The 20,037-nt window shown below is 61.1% G+C and carries 20 protein-coding genes and 1 pseudogene; 16 read left to right on the forward strand and 5 right to left on the reverse strand.

Features of this window, described 5'->3' with window-relative positions; genetic code table 11:
* Positions 1 to 5: 5 nt before the first annotated feature.
* A complete protein-coding gene (gene radC, locus ASE80_RS22250; protein WP_056860832.1) occupies positions 6 to 680 on the reverse strand; it encodes a RadC family protein in 675 nt (224 codons plus the stop codon).
* A gap of 143 nt (positions 681 to 823) precedes the next feature.
* On the opposite strand from radC, the gene coaBC reads away from it, so the two are divergent.
* The 4 genes and pseudogenes from coaBC (at position 824) to argB (ending at position 5,080) form a co-directional block, all read left to right on the forward strand.
* Complete coding sequence (gene coaBC / locus ASE80_RS22255) at positions 824 to 2,032, forward strand: bifunctional phosphopantothenoylcysteine decarboxylase/phosphopantothenate--cysteine ligase CoaBC (protein WP_015886530.1); 1,209 nt, start codon at positions 824 to 826, stop codon at positions 2,030 to 2,032.
* Between the two features lie 5 nt (positions 2,033 to 2,037).
* Positions 2,038 to 2,493 carry a dUTP diphosphatase gene (dut, locus tag ASE80_RS22260; RefSeq protein WP_056860833.1) on the forward strand — a complete coding sequence of 152 codons (456 nt, stop codon included), beginning with the start codon at positions 2,038 to 2,040 and terminating at the stop codon, positions 2,491 to 2,493.
* Between the two features lie 240 nt (positions 2,494 to 2,733).
* Positions 2,734 to 4,155: pseudogene (locus ASE80_RS22265) on the forward strand (phosphomannomutase/phosphoglucomutase); the annotation flags it as partial.
* A 19-nt stretch (positions 4,156 to 4,174) separates the two neighbouring features.
* A complete protein-coding gene (gene argB / locus ASE80_RS22270) occupies positions 4,175 to 5,080 on the forward strand; it encodes an acetylglutamate kinase (protein ID WP_015886532.1) in 906 nt (301 codons plus the stop codon).
* 184 nt (positions 5,081 to 5,264) lie between these two features.
* Here argB and pyrE read toward each other — a convergent pair whose 3' ends face one another.
* Positions 5,265 to 5,909, reverse strand: coding sequence for an orotate phosphoribosyltransferase (gene pyrE / locus ASE80_RS22275; RefSeq protein WP_056860834.1), 645 nt, complete (start codon positions 5,907 to 5,909; stop codon positions 5,265 to 5,267).
* Positions 5,910 to 5,991: 82 nt separating this feature from the next.
* On the opposite strand from pyrE, the gene ASE80_RS22280 reads away from it, so the two are divergent.
* The gene (locus tag ASE80_RS22280; protein ID WP_003176915.1) at positions 5,992 to 6,771 is read left to right on the forward strand and encodes an exodeoxyribonuclease III; all 780 of its coding nucleotides are present in this window, start codon (positions 5,992 to 5,994) and stop codon (positions 6,769 to 6,771) included.
* Positions 6,772 to 6,829: 58 nt separating this feature from the next.
* Here ASE80_RS22280 and ASE80_RS22285 read toward each other — a convergent pair whose 3' ends face one another.
* Complete coding sequence (locus ASE80_RS22285; RefSeq protein ID WP_056860835.1) at positions 6,830 to 7,198, reverse strand: DUF4870 domain-containing protein; 369 nt, start codon at positions 7,196 to 7,198, stop codon at positions 6,830 to 6,832.
* Positions 7,199 to 7,220: 22 nt separating this feature from the next.
* Positions 7,221 to 7,943 (reverse strand): ribonuclease PH, encoded by a 723-nt coding sequence (gene rph / locus ASE80_RS22290; RefSeq protein ID WP_003213280.1) that lies wholly within the window; start codon positions 7,941 to 7,943, stop codon positions 7,221 to 7,223.
* 216 nt (positions 7,944 to 8,159) lie between these two features.
* On the opposite strand from rph, the gene ASE80_RS22295 reads away from it, so the two are divergent.
* The 6 genes from ASE80_RS22295 to ASE80_RS22320 all read left to right on the forward strand — a co-directional run bounded on the left by ASE80_RS22295 (position 8,160) and on the right by ASE80_RS22320 (position 13,456).
* Positions 8,160 to 9,023 (forward strand): YicC/YloC family endoribonuclease, encoded by an 864-nt coding sequence (locus ASE80_RS22295; RefSeq protein ID WP_056860836.1) that lies wholly within the window; start codon positions 8,160 to 8,162, stop codon positions 9,021 to 9,023.
* Positions 9,024 to 9,033: 10 nt separating this feature from the next.
* Entirely contained in the window at positions 9,034 to 9,654 is a 621-nt protein-coding gene (gene gmk / locus ASE80_RS22300; protein WP_056860837.1) for a guanylate kinase, read from the forward strand.
* 167 nt (positions 9,655 to 9,821) lie between these two features.
* Entirely contained in the window at positions 9,822 to 10,085 is a 264-nt protein-coding gene (gene rpoZ, locus ASE80_RS22305) for a DNA-directed RNA polymerase subunit omega (RefSeq protein ID WP_003176920.1), read from the forward strand.
* 60 nt (positions 10,086 to 10,145) lie between these two features.
* Entirely contained in the window at positions 10,146 to 12,251 is a 2,106-nt protein-coding gene (spoT, locus tag ASE80_RS22310; RefSeq protein WP_056860838.1) for a bifunctional GTP diphosphokinase/guanosine-3',5'-bis pyrophosphate 3'-pyrophosphohydrolase, read from the forward strand.
* A gap of 24 nt (positions 12,252 to 12,275) precedes the next feature.
* A complete protein-coding gene (locus ASE80_RS22315) occupies positions 12,276 to 12,656 on the forward strand; it encodes a RidA family protein (RefSeq protein ID WP_003176922.1) in 381 nt (126 codons plus the stop codon).
* Positions 12,657 to 12,712: 56 nt separating this feature from the next.
* Positions 12,713 to 13,456: a hypothetical protein gene (locus ASE80_RS22320; RefSeq protein ID WP_056860839.1), complete on the forward strand. Its 744-nt coding sequence runs from the start codon at positions 12,713 to 12,715 to the stop codon at positions 13,454 to 13,456.
* Between the two features lie 126 nt (positions 13,457 to 13,582).
* On the opposite strand, the gene ASE80_RS22325 is transcribed toward ASE80_RS22320, so the two are convergent.
* Positions 13,583 to 14,434: an SDR family oxidoreductase gene (locus ASE80_RS22325; RefSeq protein ID WP_056860840.1), complete on the reverse strand. Its 852-nt coding sequence runs from the start codon at positions 14,432 to 14,434 to the stop codon at positions 13,583 to 13,585.
* 189 nt (positions 14,435 to 14,623) lie between these two features.
* Here ASE80_RS22325 and exbB point away from each other — a divergent pair, with 189 nt between their 5' ends.
* The 5 genes from exbB to recG all read left to right on the forward strand — a co-directional run bounded on the left by exbB (position 14,624) and on the right by recG (position 19,969).
* Positions 14,624 to 15,607, forward strand: a complete 984-nt coding sequence (exbB, locus tag ASE80_RS22330) for a tonB-system energizer ExbB (RefSeq protein WP_056860841.1) — start codon at positions 14,624 to 14,626, stop codon at positions 15,605 to 15,607.
* A gap of 6 nt (positions 15,608 to 15,613) precedes the next feature.
* Entirely contained in the window at positions 15,614 to 16,039 is a 426-nt protein-coding gene (gene exbD / locus ASE80_RS22335) for a TonB system transport protein ExbD (RefSeq protein WP_056860842.1), read from the forward strand.
* Positions 16,036 to 16,785: an energy transducer TonB family protein gene (locus tag ASE80_RS22340; RefSeq protein WP_056860843.1), complete on the forward strand. Its 750-nt coding sequence runs from the start codon at positions 16,036 to 16,038 to the stop codon at positions 16,783 to 16,785. The genes exbD and ASE80_RS22340 overlap by 4 nt, the downstream gene beginning before the upstream one ends.
* A gap of 179 nt (positions 16,786 to 16,964) precedes the next feature.
* Positions 16,965 to 17,885: a hydrogen peroxide-inducible genes activator gene (locus ASE80_RS22345; RefSeq protein WP_015886540.1), complete on the forward strand. Its 921-nt coding sequence runs from the start codon at positions 16,965 to 16,967 to the stop codon at positions 17,883 to 17,885.
* 8 nt (positions 17,886 to 17,893) lie between these two features.
* Positions 17,894 to 19,969, forward strand: coding sequence for an ATP-dependent DNA helicase RecG (recG, locus tag ASE80_RS22350; protein ID WP_056861049.1), 2,076 nt, complete (start codon positions 17,894 to 17,896; stop codon positions 19,967 to 19,969).
* The last annotated feature ends 68 nt before the right edge of the window (positions 19,970 to 20,037 follow it).

Raw genomic sequence — 20,037 nt, forward strand, 5'->3', positions numbered from 1 at the left:
CGGGGCTATAACCATCCGTATTCCGCCATCGACAGCGGGTCGCCATCGCCCACGATAATGTGGTCGAGCACCCGCACATCCACCGATTCCAAAGCCTTCTGCAATATTTTGGTTAATTTTCGATCAGCCGCACTCGGCTCGACGCTCCCGGAGGGATGGTTATGGCACAGGATCAGCGCCGCCGCGTTGTAAGCGAGTGCGCGCTTGACCACTTGTCGCGGATAAACGATGGCCGTGTCGATGGTGCCCTCAAACAGCGCCTCAAAGCCCAGCACCCGGTGCTTTGAGTCAAGAAACAGGCAGCCGAATATCTCGTGGGGCTCGTGGCGCAGCAACGCCTTGAGGTACTCACGTACGGCCAGCGGGCTTTCCAATACCGAGTCGTCACGCAAGCGTTCGGCCATATGCCGCCGAGACATTTCCAGCACCGCCTGCAACTGGGCAAATTTCGCCGGCCCCAGCCCCAAGTGCTGGCTGAACAGCGTCTGGCTGGCCTCCAACAGCGGGCGCAGGCCACCGAATTGCGCCAATAGATGGCGGGCCAGGTCGACTGCGCTTCTGCCGGAAACCCCGGTACGCAGGAAGATCGCCAACAACTCGGCATCCGACAGACTCGCCGCGCCCCATTCCAAAAGCTTCTCCCGTGGACGTTCCGCCACAGGCCAATCGCGAATACTCATCCCACCTCCCTCTGCACGCGCGCCGCTGTTGCCTGGCGGTCGCTGTGTTATCTTAAGCCCTCTTTTTTGCATGTGATTTCCCCTGGGGAGGGGGCATCGCAGGCGTCACTGAACTGGCATCACTGAACTGGAAAGGCAAACCAATGCAGCGTCTGTATCGGAAACGCATCGTTCTCGGCGTCGGCGGCGGCATTGCCGCCTACAAGAGCGCAGAACTGGTTCGCAGGCTCCTGGACCAGGGCGCCGAAGTGCGCGTGGTCATGACCCGTGGTGGCAGTGAGTTCATCACCCCGCTGACCATGCAGGCCCTGTCTGGCCACCCGGTTCACCTGGACCTGCTGGACCCGGCGGCCGAAGCCGCCATGGGCCACATCGAGCTGGCCAAATGGGCCGACCTGGTGTTGATCGCCCCGGCCACGGCCGACCTGATCGCCCGCCTGGCCCAAGGCATTGCCGACGACCTGCTGACCACTCTGGTACTGGCCACCGACGCCACCGTCGCCATCGCACCGGCCATGAACCAGGCCATGTGGCGCGACCCGGCCACCCAGGCCAACACCCAACTCCTGCAAAGCCGTGGCCTTAAAGTATTTGGCCCGGCTTCGGGCAGCCAGGCCTGCGGCGACGTGGGCATGGGCCGCATGCTGGAAGCCACCGACCTCGCGCTGTGCGCCGCCGAGTGCTTTCAGCACCTGGCTCTCACGGGCAAACATGTGCTGATTACCGCCGGCCCGACCCAGGAAAACATCGACCCGGTGCGTTACATCACCAACCATAGCTCAGGAAAAATGGGCTTTGCCTTGGCGGAAGCTGCGGTCGAGGCAGGCGCACGCGTCACTCTGATCACCGGCCCGGTGCACTTGCCAACACCCGATCGCGTCACGCGAATCGACGTAGTCAGCGCCCGGGACATGCTGGCGGCCTGTGAAGCGGCCATTCCCTGCGACCTGTTTATCGCCTCGGCAGCGGTTGCAGACTACCGCCCGGAAGTTGTCGCCCCGCAAAAGCTTAAGAAAGACCCTACAAGCGGCGACGGCCTGCTCCTGCAAATGGTGCGCAACCCGGACATCCTGGCCACCATCGCCACGCGCCCGGACCGCCCATTCAGCGTCGGTTTCGCCGCCGAAACCGAGCACTTGCTGGACTACGCCGCACGCAAGTTGAAAGACAAAAACCTCGACTTGATCGTTGCCAATGATGTCGCCAACCCGAGCATCGGCTTCAACAGCGAGGAAAACGCCTGCAGCGTGATCGACCGTGAGCTGCACGCCACCCTTTTCGCCCAGACCAGCAAGGGCAAGATTGCCCGTCAACTGATCTCATTTATCGCCCAACGGCTGAACCAGGTTTAATTTACATGCACGCTTTGCAAGCCAAGATCCTCGACCCCCGCATCGGCAACGAATTTCCTCTGCCGGCTTATGCCACTCCAGGCTCCGCCGGCCTGGACCTGCGCGCCATGCTCAAGCAAGACACCGTGCTTGAGCCGGGCCAGACAATCCTGATTCCTACCGGCCTGTCGATCTACGTCGGCGACCCAGGCCTGGCGGCATTGATCCTGCCGCGCTCTGGCCTGGGCCACAAACATGGCATCGTGCTGGGCAACCTCGTAGGCCTGATCGATTCGGACTATCAGGGCGAATTGATGGTGTCGTGCTGGAACCGTGGCAACACCGCGTTCAACATCGCCGTCGGCGAGCGCATCGCCCAGTTGGTGCTGGTACCGGTGGTACAGGCACACTTCGAACTGGTGCAGGAGTTCGACGAAACTCAGCGCGGCGCAGGTGGTTTTGGGCATTCCGGCAGCCACTGACTAAGCTGAACCTTGCCGGACGCATTTGTCCGGCAAGACGCCACCGCATGGCTATTCAGGATGAAGAATGTGCGGATTTATTCAGCGAGATTTCCATAATGAAATCAATGTATTACGCGTTCCCCCAAACTGCTTCGGCACGCCGATGGCATTTTTGCACCACGAACTCTCTGCCGAAAACACCGTCATACCCTTCAGTTTGAGCCTGCCGGTCAGCCACTTTAAGGCCAGCTTTGCCCCCTTCAGATGGAGTTCACCCCCGCGATGAGTACCGCAGCCCGAGTAGCCCCGACATTCCCCGACAGCATCTTCCGCGCCTACGACATTCGTGGCGTCGTGCCAAAGACCCTGACCGCCGAAACCGCCTACTGGATCGGCCGCGCCATCGGTGCCCAGAGCCTGGCCCAGGGCGAGCCAAATGTCTCGGTAGGCCGTGATGGCCGCTTGTCCGGCCCGGAGCTGGTGGAACAACTGATCCAGGGCCTCGCCGACAGCGGTTGCCACGTCAGCGACGTCGGCCTGGTGCCGACACCGGCGCTGTACTACGCGGCCAACGTACTGGCCGGCAAGTCCGGGGTGATGCTCACCGGCAGCCATAACCCGTCGGACTACAACGGCTTCAAGATCGTGATCGCCGGTGACACCCTGGCCAACGAACAGATCCAGGCCCTGCACGATCGCCTCAAGACCAACGACCTGACCAGCGGCAAAGGCAGTGTCACCAAAGTCGACATTCTGCAGCGCTACTCTGACCAGATCACCGGCGACGTCAAACTCGCGCGCCGCCTGAAAGTGGTGGTGGACTGCGGCAACGGCGCGGCTGGCGTGATCGCTCCGCAACTGCTCGAAGCCCTCAACTGTGAAGTGATCCCGCTGTTCTGCGACGTCGACGGCAACTTCCCCAACCATCACCCGGACCCAGGCAAGCCTGAAAACCTGGTGGACTTGATCGCCAAGGTCAAGGAAACCGGTGCCGACGTGGGCCTGGCTTTCGACGGTGACGGCGACCGAGTTGGCGTGGTGACCAACACCGGCGAAAACGTGTTCGCCGACCGCCTGCTGATGCTGTTTGCCCGTGACGTGGTGGCGCGCAACGCCAACGCCGAAATCATCTTCGACGTGAAGTGCACCCGCCGCCTCACGCCGTTGATCAAGGAATATGGCGGTCGCCCGCTAATGTGGAAGACCGGTCATTCGTTGATCAAAAAGAAAATGAAGGAAACCGGCGCACTGTTGGCCGGTGAAATGAGCGGCCACGTGTTCTTCAAAGAGCGCTGGTTCGGTTTCGACGACGGCATTTACAGCGCCGCCCGTCTGCTGGAGATCCTCAGCAAGGAAAAATCCACGGCGCAAGAGCTGTTTCAGACCTTCCCGAACGATATTTCTACGCCAGAGATCAATATACATGTGACCGAGGAGAGCAAATTCAGCATCATTGACGCACTGCACGATGCGCAATGGGGCGAAGGCGCCAACCTGACCACCATTGATGGTGTGCGAGTCGATTACGCCAAAGGCTGGGGCCTGGTTCGCGCGTCCAACACCACGCCGGTGCTGGTCCTGCGTTTCGAGGCGGATACCGAGGCTGAGTTGCAGCGCATCAAGGACGTGTTCCACGCCCAGTTGAAACGTGTTGCCCCTGATCTCCAATTACCGTTCTGATTTTTTACCGGAGCCCTGAATGACCCTCGAACGCGAAGCCGCTGCCAATACTGCCAAGGTCCTGTCCGAAGCGTTGCCTTACATTCGACGCTACGTCGGCAAGACGCTGGTGATCAAGTACGGCGGCAATGCCATGGAAAGCGACGAGCTGAAAACCGGTTTTGCCCGCGACATCGTGTTGATGAAAGCCGTGGGGATCAACCCGGTGGTCGTCCATGGTGGCGGCCCGCAAATCGGCGATCTGCTCAAGCGCTTGTCGATCGAGAGCCACTTCATCGATGGCATGCGCGTCACTGACGCGCAAACCATGGACGTGGTGGAAATGGTCCTGGGTGGCCAGGTCAACAAGGACATCGTCAACCTGATCAACCGCCACGGTGGCAGCGCCATCGGCCTGACCGGCAAGGACGCGGAGCTGATCCGCGCGAAAAAACTGACGGTGACCCGCCAGACGCCGGAAATGACCCAGCCGGAAATCATCGACATCGGCCAGGTAGGCGAGGTAATCGGCATCAATACCGACTTGCTGAACCTGTTGGTCAAGGGCGATTTCATTCCGGTGATCGCGCCCATCGGCGTGGGCGCCAACGGTGAGTCCTACAACATCAACGCCGACCTGGTCGCCGGCAAAGTGGCTGAAGCACTGAAAGCCGAGAAGCTGATGCTGCTGACCAACATCGCCGGCCTGATGGACAAGGAAGGCAAGGTGTTGACCGGTTTGACCACTCAACAAGTGGACGAACTGATCGCCGATGGCACCATCTACGGCGGCATGCTGCCGAAGATCCGCTGCGCGCTGGAAGCCGTGCAAGGCGGCGTTGGCAGCTCGCTGATCCTGGATGGCCGCGTGCCGAATGCGATCCTGCTGGAAATCTTCACCGATACCGGTGTGGGCACGCTGATCAGTAACCGCAAGCGTCCTTAAACGCTGGAAACAAAAGGCCCCGCTCAATCCAATTGAGCGGGGCCTTTTTTGTTTGCACAGTTCCAATGTGGGAGCTGGCTTGCCTGCGATGACAGCGGCACATTCAAAAAATGCGCCGCCTGACACACCGCTATCGCGGGCAAGCCCGCTCCCACACAAGCCCGCTCCCACACGGACTAGCGTGTCAGACGCCGAACTGCTCGCGGTACGCGCGCACCGCCGGCAAATGCTGCTTGAGCTGCGCGTCATCTTCCAGGTATTGCAGCACCTGGTTCAGCGACACGATGCTCACCACCGGAAGACCGAAATCACGCTCCACTTCCTGGATTGCCGACAACTCACCGTTGCCGCGCTCCTGGCGGTTCAGCGCGATCAGCACACCGGCGGCCTTGGCGCCGTCCTGGGAAGCGATGATCTGCATCACTTCACGGATGGCGGTGCCGGCGGTGATCACGTCATCAATGATCAGCACGTCGCCCTTGAGCGGGGCACCGACCAGGCTGCCGCCTTCGCCATGGGCCTTGGCCTCTTTGCGGTTGAAGCACCATGGCAAATCCAGCTCATGATGTTCAGCCAGGGCCACGGCGGTCGCAGCCGCCAAAGGGATGCCCTTGTAGGCTGGGCCAAACAGCACGTCGAAGGAAATACCGCTGTCGACGATGGCAGCCGCGTAGAAACGACCCAGCTGAGCCAGGGCCGAACCCGAGTTGAACAAGCCTGCATTGAAGAAGTAAGGGCTGGTGCGCCCGGACTTCAAGGTGAACTCACCGAAGCGTAAAACGCCGCGATCGATGGCAAAACGAATGAAATCGCGTTGATACGCCTGCATGAAAAAAGCCTCAGATACCACGGATTTAGCTAATTAGGTAGACGGCGTGTATCATACACGCACGCGATTTTTGGGGCCATTTATGCGGATCATCAGTGTGAACGTCAATGGTATTCAGGCTGCAGTCGAGCGTGGTTTGCTCAGTTGGCTGCAAGCACAGAATGCCGACGTCATCTGCCTGCAGGACACCCGCGCCTCCGCCTTTGAACTGGACGACCCAGCCTTCCAACTGGATGGCTACTTCCTTTATGCCTGTGATGCCGAAGTCCCTGCCCAAGGTGGCGTGGCTCTGTACTCACGGTTGCAACCCAAGGCGGTCATCAGCGGCCTCGGCTTCGAGACAGCCGACCGCTACGGGCGCTACCTGCAAGCCGATTTCGACAAGGTCAGCATCGCGACCTTGCTGCTCCCTTCGGGGCAGAACGGCGATGAAGACTTGAACCAGAAGTTCAAGCTAATGGACGATTTCGCCCGTTATCTGGATAAACAGCGACGCAAACGTCGCGAGTACATTTACTGTGGCTCGCTGTACGTGGCGCAACAGAAGCTGGATATCAAGAACTGGCGCGACAGCCAGCAATCCCCGGGTTTCCTGGCGCCGGAACGCGCCTGGATGGACGAGATTGTCGGCAACATGGGCTATGTGGATGCCCTGCGCGAAGTCAGCCGTGAAGGCGACCAGTACAGCTGGTGGCCGGATAACGAACAGGCCGAAATGCTCAACCTGGGCTGGCGTTTCGACTACCAGTTGCTGACGCCGGGTCTGCGCCGGTTCGTTCGCAGCGCACGCCTGCCGCGCCAGCCGCGCTTCTCGCAGCATGCGCCGCTGATCGTGGACTACGACTGGACACTGACCATCTAAGGTCTTTTTCCAGGCACAAAAAAACCGACATCGCTGTCGGTTTTTTTGTGCCTGCTCATTATTTGACCACTCGCCAGGTCAAGGGGTAGCGATAGGCAATCCCCTTGTTGGCCTTGATGCTGCCGATGATCGTCAGCACCACCGTGGCAATGGCCAGGGCGACCATCAGGAAAAACCCGATCACCGCGAAGGCCAGCACGATGCACACCATCCAGGCGATGGCCACGGTGATCTGGAAGTTCAGGGCTTCCTTGCCCTGATCATCAATGAACGGGTCCACTTCCTTCTTCATCTGCCACAGGATCAGCGGCCCCACGACACTGCCGAAGGGAAACACAAACCCCAGAAACGCCGCGAGATGACACAACATGGCTCCCTGGCGCACTTCGTAGGAAGGCGTAGGTACGGGCATCTGGCTGTCATTCATGGCGCTTCTCCTTGAGGCGGGCTCAGTCGGCCAGGGCGGCGTTCTGCAGTTCGAAGATTTCGGTCATGCCTTTCTGGGCCAGGGCGAGCATGGCGTTCAGGTCGGCCGGCTGGAATGGCGCGCCTTCAGCGGTGCCCTGTACTTCGATGAAACCTCCGGTGCTGGTCATCACCACGTTCAGGTCGGTCTCGGCAGCCGAGTCTTCCAGGTAGTCCAGGTCCAGCACAGGCTCGCCCTGATACATGCCAACCGACACGGCAGCGATCATCTGCTTGAGCGGGTCGCCGCCTTTGAGGCCGCCGCGCTTCTTGATCACTTTAAGCGCATCAACCAGGGCCACCATGGCGCCGGTGATGGAAGCGGTGCGGGTGCCGCCGTCCGCCTGGATTACGTCGCAGTCGACGTACAGAGTCACGTCGCCCAGCTTGGACATGTCCAGGGCGGCGCGCAGCGAGCGGCCGATAAGGCGCTGGATTTCGAGGGTGCGGCCGCCTTGCTTGCCACGGCTGGCTTCACGCTGGTTACGCTCGCCGGTGGCGCGCGGCAGCATGCCGTATTCGGCAGTCAACCAACCCTGGCCCTGACCCTTGAGGAAACGCGGCACGCCGTTTTCGACGCTGACGGTGCAAATCACCTTGGTATCGCCAAACTCGACCAGTACAGATCCCTCGGCGTGTTTGGTGTAGTTGCGGGTGATGCGGATCGAGCGGAGCTGATCGGCAGCGCGACCACTTGGACGTTTCATAGGGGATACCTGTACGAAGGACGAAAAACTGCCGAGCATTATAGAGCCGCGAACCGTTTCGGGGCACTTCTAAAAAATTCGGTTACGAATGTTCAGACTATTGCCCATTGTTTGGGCGCGCTCGCCCCACTGCGCTACAATCCTGCGCCTTCGCAGCCTGTCGGCTTCAATTTACTCATCAGCCCGCTTTGCGGGACTGCATCGAGAGGTACTTCCATGGTGCACAGCATGACCGCCTTCGCCCGCGTCGAAAAAGCCGGCGTCCAGGGCACCCTGAGCTGGGAACTGCGCTCGGTCAACAGCCGTTACCTGGAGCCGCACCTGCGCCTGCCGGAGTCGTTCCGCGACCTCGAAGGCGCCGTGCGTGAAGCGTTGCGCCAGGGTATCTCGCGGGGCAAGCTGGAATGCACTCTGCGCTTTACCGAAGAAACCACCGGCAAGCCGCTGCAGGTCGACCGTGACCGCGCCGCGCAGCTGGTAGCCGCCGCCGAAACCATCGCCGGCCTGATCAAACAACCTGCTGCGCTGAACCCGCTGGAAGTGCTGGCCTGGCCCGGCGTGCTGGTGGCCGACGCCACCGACCCGCAAGCCCTGAACGCCGAAGCCCTCGCGCTGTTCACCCAGGGATTGAAAGAGCTCAAGGCCGGCCGTGAGCGCGAAGGCGCCGAACTGGCCCGCCTGATCAATGAGCGCCTGACTTCGATCGAAGAAGACGTGGTCACCCTGCGCGAGCTGGTGCCGCAGATGCTCGCCACCCAGCGCCAAAAGGTCCTGGACCGCTTCACTGACATGAAGGCCGACCTCGACCCCGTGCGCCTGGAGCAGGAAATGGTGCTGCTGGCGCAAAAAAGCGACGTGGCCGAAGAACTCGACCGCCTGAGCACCCACATCCTTGAAGTGCGCCGCGTACTCAAGTCAGCGGGTGCCGCCGGTCGGCGCCTGGACTTCCTGATGCAGGAACTCAACCGCGAAGCCAATACACTGGGCTCCAAGGCGTTTGATCCGCGCAGCACCACGGCTGCGGTCAACCTCAAAGTGTTGATCGAGCAGATGCGCGAACAAGTACAAAATATTGAGTAAGGCAACTTTCATGACCCACAGCACCGGCACCCTTTACATCATTTCCGCCCCTTCGGGCGCGGGCAAGAGCAGCCTGGTCAAAGCCTTGACCGACGCCGACGCGCACATCCGCATCTCGGTCTCGCACACCACCCGCGCCATGCGCCCCGGTGAAGTGAACGGCGTGCACTATCACTTCGTCGAGCGTACCGAGTTCGTCAAGATGATCGAACACGGCGACTTCCTGGAACGCGCCGAAGTGTTCGGCAACCTTTATGGCACCTCGCAAAGCCACCTGCAGCAGACGCTGGACGAAGGCCACGACCTGATCCTGGAAATCGACTGGCAGGGCGCCGAACAAGTGCGCCAGTTGATGCCCAAGGCGCGTTCGATCTTCATCCTGCCGCCGTCTTTGGAAGCGCTGCACCAGCGCCTGACCAACCGTGGCCAGGACAGCGATGAGATCATCGAAGGTCGCATGCGTGAAGCCGTCAGCGAAATGAGCCACTACGTCGACTATGACTACCTGATCATCAATGACGATTTTGCCCACGCACTGGATGATTTGAAGGCGATTTTCCGCACCAATCAGCTGCAGCAAAAGCGTCAGCAGCAGCGTTTTGGCAAATTACTCGCCGAACTGCTCGGTTGATTGGCTCTTCCCAAAACCGCTGCAAGGGCTTTACATTGGCACTTGTAGCGGTTTTGCGAGGGCGCGTGGAAAATCAGCGCTTCCCTAAACGCTGGTGATTTTTTAAACTGTTTAGTCCGCTCGCCCAACCGGGCAGCGCGCATCTTGCATTCGCTCCGAGGAATACCATGGCCCGCGTAACCGTTGAAGACTGCCTAGAACACGTGGATAACCGCTTTGAGCTGGTCATGCTCTCTACCAAGCGTGCCCGTCAACTGGCCACCGGCGGCAAAGAGCCCCTGGTCCAGTGGGAAAACGACAAGCCTACCGTTGTAGCCCTGCGTGAAATCGCTGAAGGCCTGATGAGCTACGAGTTCATCGCCAACGCTGAAATCGTTGAAGACGAACCGCTGTTTGCAGCGTTCGAGGACGAGTCCAACGAGGCCGTCTAAGCCTATGCCTGGTCGACGTAGCACGGCGCGGGGTCACAGCCAACGGCAGGAGTTCATACTTTGCCGAGCATAGACGCCCTCGCCGATCGCTTATCGGCCTACCTCGGCCCAGACCAGGTCAACCTGGTCCGCCGAGCGTATTTCTACGCCGAACAAGCCCACGACGGCCAACGCCGCCGAAGCGGTGAGGCGTATGTCACCCATCCTCTTGCGGTGGCAAATATTCTTGCCGACATGCACATGGACCATCAGAGCCTTATGGCCGCGATGCTGCATGACGTGATCGAAGACACCGGCATCGCCAAGGAAGCGCTCAGCGCGCAATTTGGTGAAACCGTGGCCGAACTGGTCGACGGGGTCAGCAAACTGACCCAGATGAACTTCGAGACCAAGGCCGAAGCCCAGGCAGAAAACTTCCAGAAAATGGCCATGGCCATGGCGCGGGATATCCGTGTGATTCTGGTCAAGCTGGCCGACCGGCTGCACAACATGCGCACGCTGGAAGTGCTGTCCGGTGAAAAACGCCGGCGCATCGCCAAGGAAACCCTGGAAATCTACGCGCCCATCGCCAATCGGCTGGGCATGCATGCCATTCGTATCGAATTCGAAGACCTCGGCTTCAAGGCCATGCACCCGATGCGCTCGGCGCGCATCTACCAGGCGGTCAAGCGCGCACGGGGCAACCGCAAGGAAATCGTCAACAAGATCGAAGAGTCGCTGAGCCACTGCCTGGCGATCGACGAGATTGAAGGCGAAGTCAGCGGCCGGCAAAAGCACATCTACGGCATCTACAAGAAGATGCGCGGCAAGCGCCGGGCCTTTAACGAGATCATGGACGTGTACGCGTTCCGGATCATCGTCGACAAGGTCGACACCTGCTACCGCGTGCTGGGCGCTGTACATAATCTGTACAAACCCCTGCCGGGACGCTTCAAGGACTACATCGCCATTCCCAAGGCCAACGGCTATCAGTCGTTGCATACCACGCTGTTCGGTATGCACGGGGTGCCGATCGAGATCCAGATCCGTACGCGGGAAATGGAAGAGATGGCCAACAACGGCATCGCCGCCCACTGGCTGTACAAGTCCAGCGGTGACGAACAGCCAAAAGGCACTCACGCCCGTGCTCGCCAGTGGGTCAAAGGCGTGCTGGAAATGCAGCAACGTGCCGGCAACTCCCTGGAATTTATCGAAAGCGTGAAGATCGACCTGTTCCCGGACGAGGTCTACGTGTTCACCCCCAAAGGCCGAATCATGGAGCTGCCCAAAGGCTCCACGGCGGTCGACTTTGCCTACGCGGTGCACACCGACGTCGGCAACAGCTGCATTGCCTGCCGGATCAACCGTCGCCTCGCGCCGCTGTCCGAACCGCTGCAAAGCGGCTCCACGGTCGAGATTGTCAGTGCACCCGGCGCGCGCCCGAACCCGGCCTGGCTCAACTTCGTGGTTACCGGTAAAGCGCGGACACACATCCGCCACGCCCTGAAGTTGCAACGCCGCTCCGAATCCATCAGCCTCGGCGAACGCCTGCTGAACAAGGTCCTCAACGGTTTCGACAGCGCCCTGGACAAGATCCCGGCCGAGCGCGTGCAAGCGATGCTCCATGAGTACCGCCAGGAAACCATCGAGGACCTGCTGGAAGATATCGGCCTGGGCAACCGCATGGCCTATGTAGTCGCACGCCGCTTGCTCGGCGAAGGCGAACAGTTGCCAAGCCCGGAAGGCCCGCTGGCGATTCGCGGCACCGAAGGCCTGGTACTCAGCTACGCCAAATGCTGTACGCCGATCCCGGGCGACCCGATTGTCGGCCACCTGTCAGCCGGCAAAGGCATGGTGGTGCACCTGGACAACTGCCGCAATATCACCGAAATCCGCCACAACCCGGAGAAATGCATCCAGCTTTCCTGGGCCAAGGATGTCACCGGCGAATTCAACGTCGAGCTGCGTGTAGAGCTGGAACATCAGCGTGGCCTGATCGCCTTGCTGGCCAGCAGCGTCAACGCGGCTGACGGCAATATCGAAAAAATCAGCATGGACGAACGCGATGGCCGCATCAGCGTGGTCCAGCTGGTGGTCAGCGTGCACGACCGCGTGCACCTGGCCCGCGTGATCAAGAAACTGCGCGCCCTGACCGGAGTGATCCGTATCACCCGCATGCGTGCATAGCCCCTCTCTTACAAGGAGCAACTCATGACCAAGACTGTTATCACCAGCGACAAAGCCCCGGCCGCCATCGGCACTTACTCCCAGGCGATCAAGGCGGGCAACACCGTCTACATGTCCGGCCAGATTCCGCTCGACCCAAAGACCATGGAACTGGTTGAAGGCTTCGAAGCACAAACCGTACAAGTCTTCGAAAACCTGAAATCCGTAGCCGAAGCCGCCGGTGGTTCGTTCAAGGACATCGTCAAGCTCAACATCTTCCTCACCGACCTGAGCCACTTCGCCAAGGTCAACGAGATCATGGGCAAGTACTTCGAACAGCCCTACCCAGCCCGCGCCGCCATCGGCGTTGCCGCCCTGCCAAAGGGCGCACAGGTTGAGATGGACGCGATCCTGGTCATCGAATAAAACACCCGGCGCAGCCACAACAGGCTGCGCCGACTTCGTTTCAGAAGGATTTCATGATGCGCAAAGCGCTTGTAGCCTTATCAACGCTCGCCCTGTTGCTCGGCGGCTGCGCCAGCAACCCCGCCGACCTGGATGTGAGTGGCACCTGGATCAACCAGGCCGCCATCAACGCGGCAGCCAAGGGCGGCGCTTTGCGTGAAGCGCTGCAGAGTTTTGGCCCGAACCTCGAATGGGAGGTCAACACCAAGGCTTTGCAGGCGCGCTACTACAACGGCTTTGAAGTCGCCGAAGGCAAGTTGCTCGGCGATAAATCCGGCGCCTGGAGCGTCGAGTTCTACGGCAGCTCCGCCACTGAACTCAAGCGCAAAGGCAAACAACTGCTGCAAGTGGCCAACGATAACGAGCCCGAGCAACTGTTCGCCCGCGCCAAGGATCCCGCTCCGGAAGGTGCGCCACTGGGTGCCAACTTCGAGCGGGCGCTGTATGCAGCCTACATGGGCGGCGACTGGAAGATTACCGACGGCAACGGCAGCGGCTCCACGGTGCAGTTCCAGGCCGACGGCAAGGTCGCCGGCCTGCCAGGCGTCGACCGCTACTCGCTGTGCCTGGCTGGCGACTGCGCCTCCATGAGCGGCGGCTACGACAGTATCTGGCTGCAATTGAACGGCCAGGGCAACCCGTGGATCTTCGCGCGCAAAGGCAAGCAGCTGGAAATCTTCCAGGCGATCAACACCGCCCTGGCCGACGAAGTGCCGCAGTTCACGCCCGGCCCGCGCCAATGGCTGCTTGAGAAGAAATAACCAGCCTCACCCTGAAGCAAATGTGGGAGCTGGCTTGCCTGCGATAGCGAAGTATCAGTCGACATCTATCTCGACTGAGCCACCGTCATCGCAGGCAAGCCAGCTCCCACATTTTTTGACTGCGTTTCAGCCCTTGAGAATCGCCGCATACCCTTCGCGATAAGTCGGGTAGGTCGGTACCCAACCCAACGCCTTGGCCCGGGCGTTGCTGCATTGCTTGCTGCCGGCACGCCTTACACTGGCGTCATCCGCCCACTCCGTCACGCCCAGGTACTCGCGCAACCAGCCCACCACCTCCGCCAATGGCGCTGGGACATCGTCGACACCGATGTAGATTTTTTCCAGCGAGCCGCCCTGCTCAACATGGCGTAGCAAAAAGGCCAGCAAACCCGCCGCGTCATCGGCGTGAATCCGGTTGCCATATAAAGGCGGATCGATTGCCACACGATAGCCTTGGCGCACCTGGGTCAGCAGCCATTCACGGCCAGGACCGTAAATACCGGTCAAACGCACGATGCTCGCCGGGATGCCGCTGTTGAGAGCCACTTGCTCGGCTTCCAACATGACCTGGCCGGAATAGCCTTTCGCCTGGGTCTCGGAGGTTTCGTCGACCCACTCACCATTCTGCTGGCCGTACACGCTGCTGCTGGACACAAACAGCAAATGTTTGGGCGCTTGGCCGTAGTCGTTCAGCCACTCCAACACATGCTGCAACCCTTGCACGTACGCCGCGCGATACCCGGCCTCATCGCGGTCGGTGGCGGCTGCGCAATACACCAGGTAATCCACTGCGCCGATCGGCCAGGTCTCAGGGCAATCCTTTTTGAACAGGTCGCCGGCAATGCCGATCACGCCATCGGGGAGCTTTGAAATATCACGGCGCAGGCCGTGAACCTCCCATTCCGAGGCCAGCAATTGGCTAGCCAGCCGACTACCCACATCACCGCAACCGGCAATCACAACAGAAGGCGCAGACATCATAAAACTCCGTTCTTAAAGGTCTAGATTAGCCTTCGCAGATGACGAGCGGCCAGAAAAAGGACAAATAAAGTAACTGTATTACTTCTGTTAACAAGAATTACTTGCAATAATAACCGCCCATTTGTCCTCGACCCCCAAGGGTCTGGCAGGACGATCACTCCATTTTTTCTCTCAGGTCCGGCCAGCATGACACGTAATACAAACCCCGCTTCGCCAACCAAGCTTCACAGCCCATCCCGCGGCTGGCGTGCGATTGCTGCGCTGCTGTTCAGCGTACTGCTGGCACCGACCGCCGCCTTCGCTGATGCCACCGCCCCAGCCGCACCGGCTGCTGCCGAGCACACTGGCGCTACGCCAGCCGCGCCTGTTGCTGCGCCGGTTGCCACCGACCCGGCCCAGGCTGCAGGCAACGCTGCACCTGCCGACGAAACCGGTGTAGTGCTGGAAGAAGACAACAGCCTGGGCATGGCCCATGACCTGTCGCCTTGGGGCATGTACCAGAACGCTGACGTGGTGGTAAAAGCCGTGATGATCGGCCTGGCCATCGCCTCGATCATCACCTGGACCATCTGGATCGCCAAGGGCTTCGAGCTGCTGGGTGCCAAGCGCCGCCTGCGCACTGAAATCGTCCACCTGAAAAAAGCCACCACCCTCAAGGAAGCCAGCGACAGCGCGACCAAGAAGGGCACGCTGGCCAACCTGCTGGTACACGACGCGCTGGAAGAAATGCGCCTGTCGGTCAATACCCGTGAAAAAGAAGGCATCAAGGAGCGCGTCAGCTTCCGCCTTGAGCGCCTGGTTGCAGCCTGTGGCCGTAACATGAGCAGCGGCACCGGCGTACTCGCCACCATCGGTTCCACCGCACCGTTTGTCGGCCTGTTCGGCACCGTGTGGGGCATCATGAACAGCTTCATCGGCATCGCCAAAACCCAGACCACCAACCTCGCCGTCGTCGCCCCCGGCATTGCCGAAGCTCTGCTGGCAACCGCCCTGGGCCTGGTTGCCGCGATTCCTGCGGTAGTGATCTACAACGTCTTCGCCCGTTCGATTGCCGGCTACAAGGCTCAGGTATCGGACGCGTCGGCAGAAGTCCTGCTGCTGGTCAGCCGCGACCTCGATCACCTGCCTACCGAGCGCAGCTCGCAACCGCACATGGTGAAAGTGGGGTAATCGGCCATGGGCCTGCATTTGAATCAAGGCGACGACGAACTCGTCGAAAACCACGAGATCAACGTCACGCCGTTCATCGACGTAATGCTCGTGCTGCTGATTATCTTCATGGTGGCCGCGCCGCTGGCGACCGTGGATATCAAGGTCGACCTGCCCGCGTCCAGCGCCAAGCCTGCGCAGCGGCCGGAGAAGCCGATTTTCCTCAGCGTCAAGGCAGACCAACGTCTGTTCCTGGGCGAAGAAGAAGTCAAAGCTGAAACCCTGGGCCCGGTGCTCGACGCCAAGACCCAGGGCAAGAAAGACACGACGATCTTCTTCCAGGCCGACAAAGGCGTGGACTACGGCGACCTGATGAGTGTGATGGATGCGCTGCGCGCAGCCGGCTACCTCAAGGTAGGCCTGGTCGGACTTGAGACGGCAGCCAAGAAATGATCACGACGCGCCACAAACTGACGCGTTATGGCACCAGCCTCGCCGTCGTGCTGGGCGTGCATGCCGTCGCGATCATCATCGCGCTCCAGTGGTCCGCGCCGCATCCGGTAACGTTGCCACCGGCGGCCATGGTCATCGACCTGGCGCCGATGCCTGCACCGCCACCGCCGGCGCCGCCCAAGGTTGTCACGCCGCCGCAGCCGCCTGCCCCCGTGGAAGAGTTGCCCCTGCCAAAACTGGCCGAGGCACCTAAACCAACGATCCAGGTGCCCAAGCCGGTCAAGCCAAAACCCAAACCTCAGCCGCCCAAGCCGGTGGAGAAGAAGCCCGAGCCGCCCAAGGAAAAACCTTCCGAAGAGCCGCCGAGCGAATCGCCACAGAACAATGCGCCGGCTGAAAAGTCCGCCCAGCCGGCTCCGGGCCCGTCGCCACAACAGATCGCAGCCAAAGCGTCCTGGGAAGGCACCCTGCTGGCGCACTTGCAGAAGTACAAGAAGTACCCGCCAGGTGCCCAACAGCGTGGCAAGGAAGGCTTGAACCGCCTGCGCTTTGTGGTCGATGCCGAAGGCAACGTGCTGTCCTACGAGTTGGTGGGCCGCTCCGGCAACGCCGACCTGGACCGTGCGACCCTGGACATGATCCGTCGTGCCCAGCCACTGCCCAAGCCACCGGCCGATATGTTGAAAGGCGGCAGCGTCGAAATCGTCGCGCCGTTCGTTTACAACATCGAGAAGCGCCGCCGGTAAGCGGCAAACGGGAGCTGGCTTGTAGGAGCCAGCTCCCACACAAGCCGGTTCCCGCATTTGGTTTCATCGCTTCAGCAAAATCCTCAACATTCCCCGCTCAATCCCCATCAAAGTTCTGATAACGTGCGTCTATCGATTGCAGCCGGTATGCTTGGCCCGCAACCTCATGGACGCCCGCTATGACTCTTACAGAATTACGCTACATCGTGACCCTCGCCCAAGAGCAGCACTTCGGCCACGCGGCCGAACGTTGCCATGTCAGCCAGCCGACGCTGTCGGTGGGTGTGAAAAAGCTTGAAGACGAACTCGGTGTGCTGATTTTCGAGCGCAGCAAGAGCGCCGTGCGCCTCACGCCGGTGGGTGAAGGCATCGTCGCCCAGGCCCAAAAGGTGCTGGAACAAGCCCAAAGCATTCGCGAGCTGGCCCAAGCCGGCAAGAACCAGCTGACCGCGCCGCTCAAAGTCGGCGCCATCTACACCGTCGGCCCGTACCTGTTCCCGCACCTGATTCCGCAACTGCACCGCGTTGCGCCGCAGATGCCGCTGTATATCGAAGAGAACTTTACCCACGTACTGCGCGACAAACTGCGCAACGGTGAGCTGGACGCGATCATCATCGCCCTGCCGTTCAACGAAGCAGATGTGCTGACCCTGCCGCTCTACGACGAGCCGTTCTACGTACTGATGCCGGCCTCCCACCCGTGGACGCAGAAAGACACCATCGACGCCGGCCTGCTTAACGACAAGAGCCTGTTGCTGCTGGGCGAAGGCCACTGCTTCCGCGACCAGGTACTGGAAGCCTGCCCGACCCTGACCAAGGGCAACGACGGCGCCAAGCACACCACCGTGGAATCCAGCTCCCTGGAAACCATCCGGCACATGGTCGCGTCCGGCCTGGGCATTTCGATTCTGCCGCTGTCGGCAGTGGACAGCCATCACTACGCTCCCGGCGTGATCGAAGTGCGCCCTCTCACGCCGCCGGTGCCGTTCCGTACCGTGGCGATTGCCTGGCGCGCGAGCTTCCCACGCCCGAAAGCCATTGAGATCCTGGCCGACTCGATCCGCCTGTGTTCGGTGGCCAAGCCGCCTGCTGCGAGCTAAGCAAACGTATGACTGAGCTGTCGCAGGTGTCGGTGACGGCACTTAAAGGTGTCGGTGAAGCCATGGCCGAGAAGCTGGCCAAGGTCGGCCTGGAAAACCTCCAGGACGTGCTGTTCCACCTGCCCCTGCGTTATCAGGACCGCACACGCGTAGTGCCCATCGGCCACTTGCGCCCCGGGCAGGATGCAGTGGTCGAAGGCACGGTCAGCGGTGCCGACGTGGTCATGGGCAAGCGCCGTAGTTTAGTCGTGCGCCTGCAGGACGGCACCGGTGGCCTGAGCCTGCGCTTCTACCATTTCAGCAACGCGCAAAAGGACGGCCTCAAGCGTGGCACCCGCGTGCGTTGCTATGGCGAAGCGCGCCCCGGCGCATCGGGCCTGGAGATCTATCACCCGGAATACCGCGCCATCACCGGTGACGAACCTCCACCGGTCGACACCACGCTCACACCGATCTACCCGCTCACTGAAGGCCTGACCCAGCAACGCCTGCGCCAGCTGTGCATGCAGACGCTGACGATGCTCGGCCCCAAAAGCCTGCCCGATTGGCTGCCTCTGGAGCTGGCTCGCGACTATCAACTGGCACCGCTGGACGATGCGATCCGCTACCTGCACCACCCGCCAGCCGACGCCGATGTGGATGAGCTCGCACTGGGCCATCACTGGGCTCAGCATCGCCTGGCCTTCGAAGAACTGCTGACGCACCAACTGTCCCAGCAGCGCTTGCGCGAAAGCATGCGCTCTCTGCGCGCGCCGGCGATGCCCAAGGCCACGCGGCTGCCTGCGCAATACCTGGCGAACCTTGGCTTTGCACCCACCGGCGCGCAGCAACGTGTGGGCAATGAAATCGCCTACGACCTCAGCCAGCATGAGCCGATGTTGCGGCTGATCCAGGGCGATGTGGGCGCGGGCAAGACCGTGGTCGCCGCCCTCGCCGCCTTGCAGGCATTGGAAGCCGGTTACCAGGTGGCGTTGATGGCGCCCACTGAAATCCTCGCCGAACAGCACTTCATCACCTTCAAGCGCTGGCTCGAACCCTTGGGCCTGGAAGTGGCGTGGCTGGCCGGCAAGCTTAAGGGCAAGACCCGCGCCGCCGCCCTGGAGCAGATCGCCGGTGGCGCACCGATGGTAGTGGGCACCCACGCGTTGTTCCAGGACGAAGTGCAGTTCAAGAACCTGGCACTGGTGATCATCGACGAACAGCACCGCTTCGGCGTGCAGCAGCGTCTCGCGTTACGCCAGAAAGGCGTGGGCGGGCGCATGAACCCGCACCAGTTGATCATGACCGCCACGCCGATCCCGCGCACCCTGGCGATGAGCGCCTACGCCGACCTCGACACCTCGATCCTCGATGAGCTGCCGCCCGGCCGCACCCCGGTCAACACCGTGCTGGTCACCGACACGCGCCGCGTCGAAGTGATCGAGCGCGTGCGCGGCGCCTGCGCCGAAGGCCGCCAGGCATACTGGGTGTGTACGCTGATCGAAGAGTCCGAAGAACTGACCTGCCAGGCCGCCGAGACCACGTTTGAAGACCTCACCAGCGCGCTGGGCGAGCTGAAGGTCGGGCTGATCCACGGGCGCATGAAGCCTGCGGAAAAAGCCGCGGTGATGGCCGAGTTCAAAGCTGGCAACCTGCAACTGTTGGTGGCCACCACGGTGATTGAAGTCGGCGTGGACGTGCCCAACGCCAGCCTGATGATCATCGAAAACCCCGAACGCCTGGGCCTGGCCCAACTGCACCAATTGCGCGGTCGTGTCGGCCGGGGCAGCGCCGCCAGCCACTGCGTGCTGCTGTACCACCCGCCGCTGTCACAGATCGGCCGTCAGCGCCTGGGCATCATGCGCGAGACCAACGACGGTTTTGTCATCGCCGAAAAAGACCTCGAACTGCGCGGCCCCGGTGAAATGCTCGGCACCCGCCAGACTGGCCTGTTGCAATTCAAGGTCGCCGACCTGATGCGCGATGCCGACCTGCTGCCTGCCGTGCGTGATGCGGCGCAAGCGCTGCTGGAGCGTTGGCCCGAGCATGTCAGCCCCTTGCTGGATCGCTGGCTCAGGCATGGGCAGCAATACGGCCAAGTGTGACGCCTGACTCACTTATCCAACCAACAGGTGTATCAAGCTGGTTATACTTCGGTGACTGTACGAAATTG

It is taken from the genome of Pseudomonas sp. Leaf15 (assembly GCF_001421425.1).
Taxonomy (GTDB): domain Bacteria; phylum Pseudomonadota; class Gammaproteobacteria; order Pseudomonadales; family Pseudomonadaceae; genus Aquipseudomonas; species Aquipseudomonas salomonii.

Bases quoted from the DNA above. Each gene is read 5' to 3' on its own strand.
- radC (WP_056860832.1), bottom strand. From the start codon at position 680: ATGAGTATTCGCGATTGGCCTGTGGCGGAACGTCCACGGGAGAAGCTT.
- coaBC (WP_015886530.1), top strand. From the start codon at position 824: ATGCAGCGTCTGTATCGGAAACGCATCGTTCTCGGCGTCGGCGGCGGC.
- dut (WP_056860833.1), top strand. From the start codon at position 2,038: ATGCACGCTTTGCAAGCCAAGATCCTCGACCCCCGCATCGGCAACGAA.
- argB (WP_015886532.1), top strand. From the start codon at position 4,175: ATGACCCTCGAACGCGAAGCCGCTGCCAATACTGCCAAGGTCCTGTCC.
- pyrE (WP_056860834.1), bottom strand. From the start codon at position 5,909: ATGCAGGCGTATCAACGCGATTTCATTCGTTTTGCCATCGATCGCGGC.
- ASE80_RS22280 (WP_003176915.1), top strand. From the start codon at position 5,992: ATGCGGATCATCAGTGTGAACGTCAATGGTATTCAGGCTGCAGTCGAG.
- ASE80_RS22285 (WP_056860835.1), bottom strand. From the start codon at position 7,198: ATGAATGACAGCCAGATGCCCGTACCTACGCCTTCCTACGAAGTGCGC.
- rph (WP_003213280.1), bottom strand. From the start codon at position 7,943: ATGAAACGTCCAAGTGGTCGCGCTGCCGATCAGCTCCGCTCGATCCGC.
- ASE80_RS22295 (WP_056860836.1), top strand. From the start codon at position 8,160: ATGGTGCACAGCATGACCGCCTTCGCCCGCGTCGAAAAAGCCGGCGTC.
- gmk (WP_056860837.1), top strand. From the start codon at position 9,034: ATGACCCACAGCACCGGCACCCTTTACATCATTTCCGCCCCTTCGGGC.
- rpoZ (WP_003176920.1), top strand. From the start codon at position 9,822: ATGGCCCGCGTAACCGTTGAAGACTGCCTAGAACACGTGGATAACCGC.
- ASE80_RS22315 (WP_003176922.1), top strand. From the start codon at position 12,276: ATGACCAAGACTGTTATCACCAGCGACAAAGCCCCGGCCGCCATCGGC.
- ASE80_RS22320 (WP_056860839.1), top strand. From the start codon at position 12,713: ATGCGCAAAGCGCTTGTAGCCTTATCAACGCTCGCCCTGTTGCTCGGC.
- ASE80_RS22325 (WP_056860840.1), bottom strand. From the start codon at position 14,434: ATGTCTGCGCCTTCTGTTGTGATTGCCGGTTGCGGTGATGTGGGTAGT.
- exbB (WP_056860841.1), top strand. From the start codon at position 14,624: ATGACACGTAATACAAACCCCGCTTCGCCAACCAAGCTTCACAGCCCA.
- exbD (WP_056860842.1), top strand. From the start codon at position 15,614: ATGGGCCTGCATTTGAATCAAGGCGACGACGAACTCGTCGAAAACCAC.
- ASE80_RS22340 (WP_056860843.1), top strand. From the start codon at position 16,036: ATGATCACGACGCGCCACAAACTGACGCGTTATGGCACCAGCCTCGCC.
- ASE80_RS22345 (WP_015886540.1), top strand. From the start codon at position 16,965: ATGACTCTTACAGAATTACGCTACATCGTGACCCTCGCCCAAGAGCAG.
- recG (WP_056861049.1), top strand. From the start codon at position 17,894: ATGACTGAGCTGTCGCAGGTGTCGGTGACGGCACTTAAAGGTGTCGGT.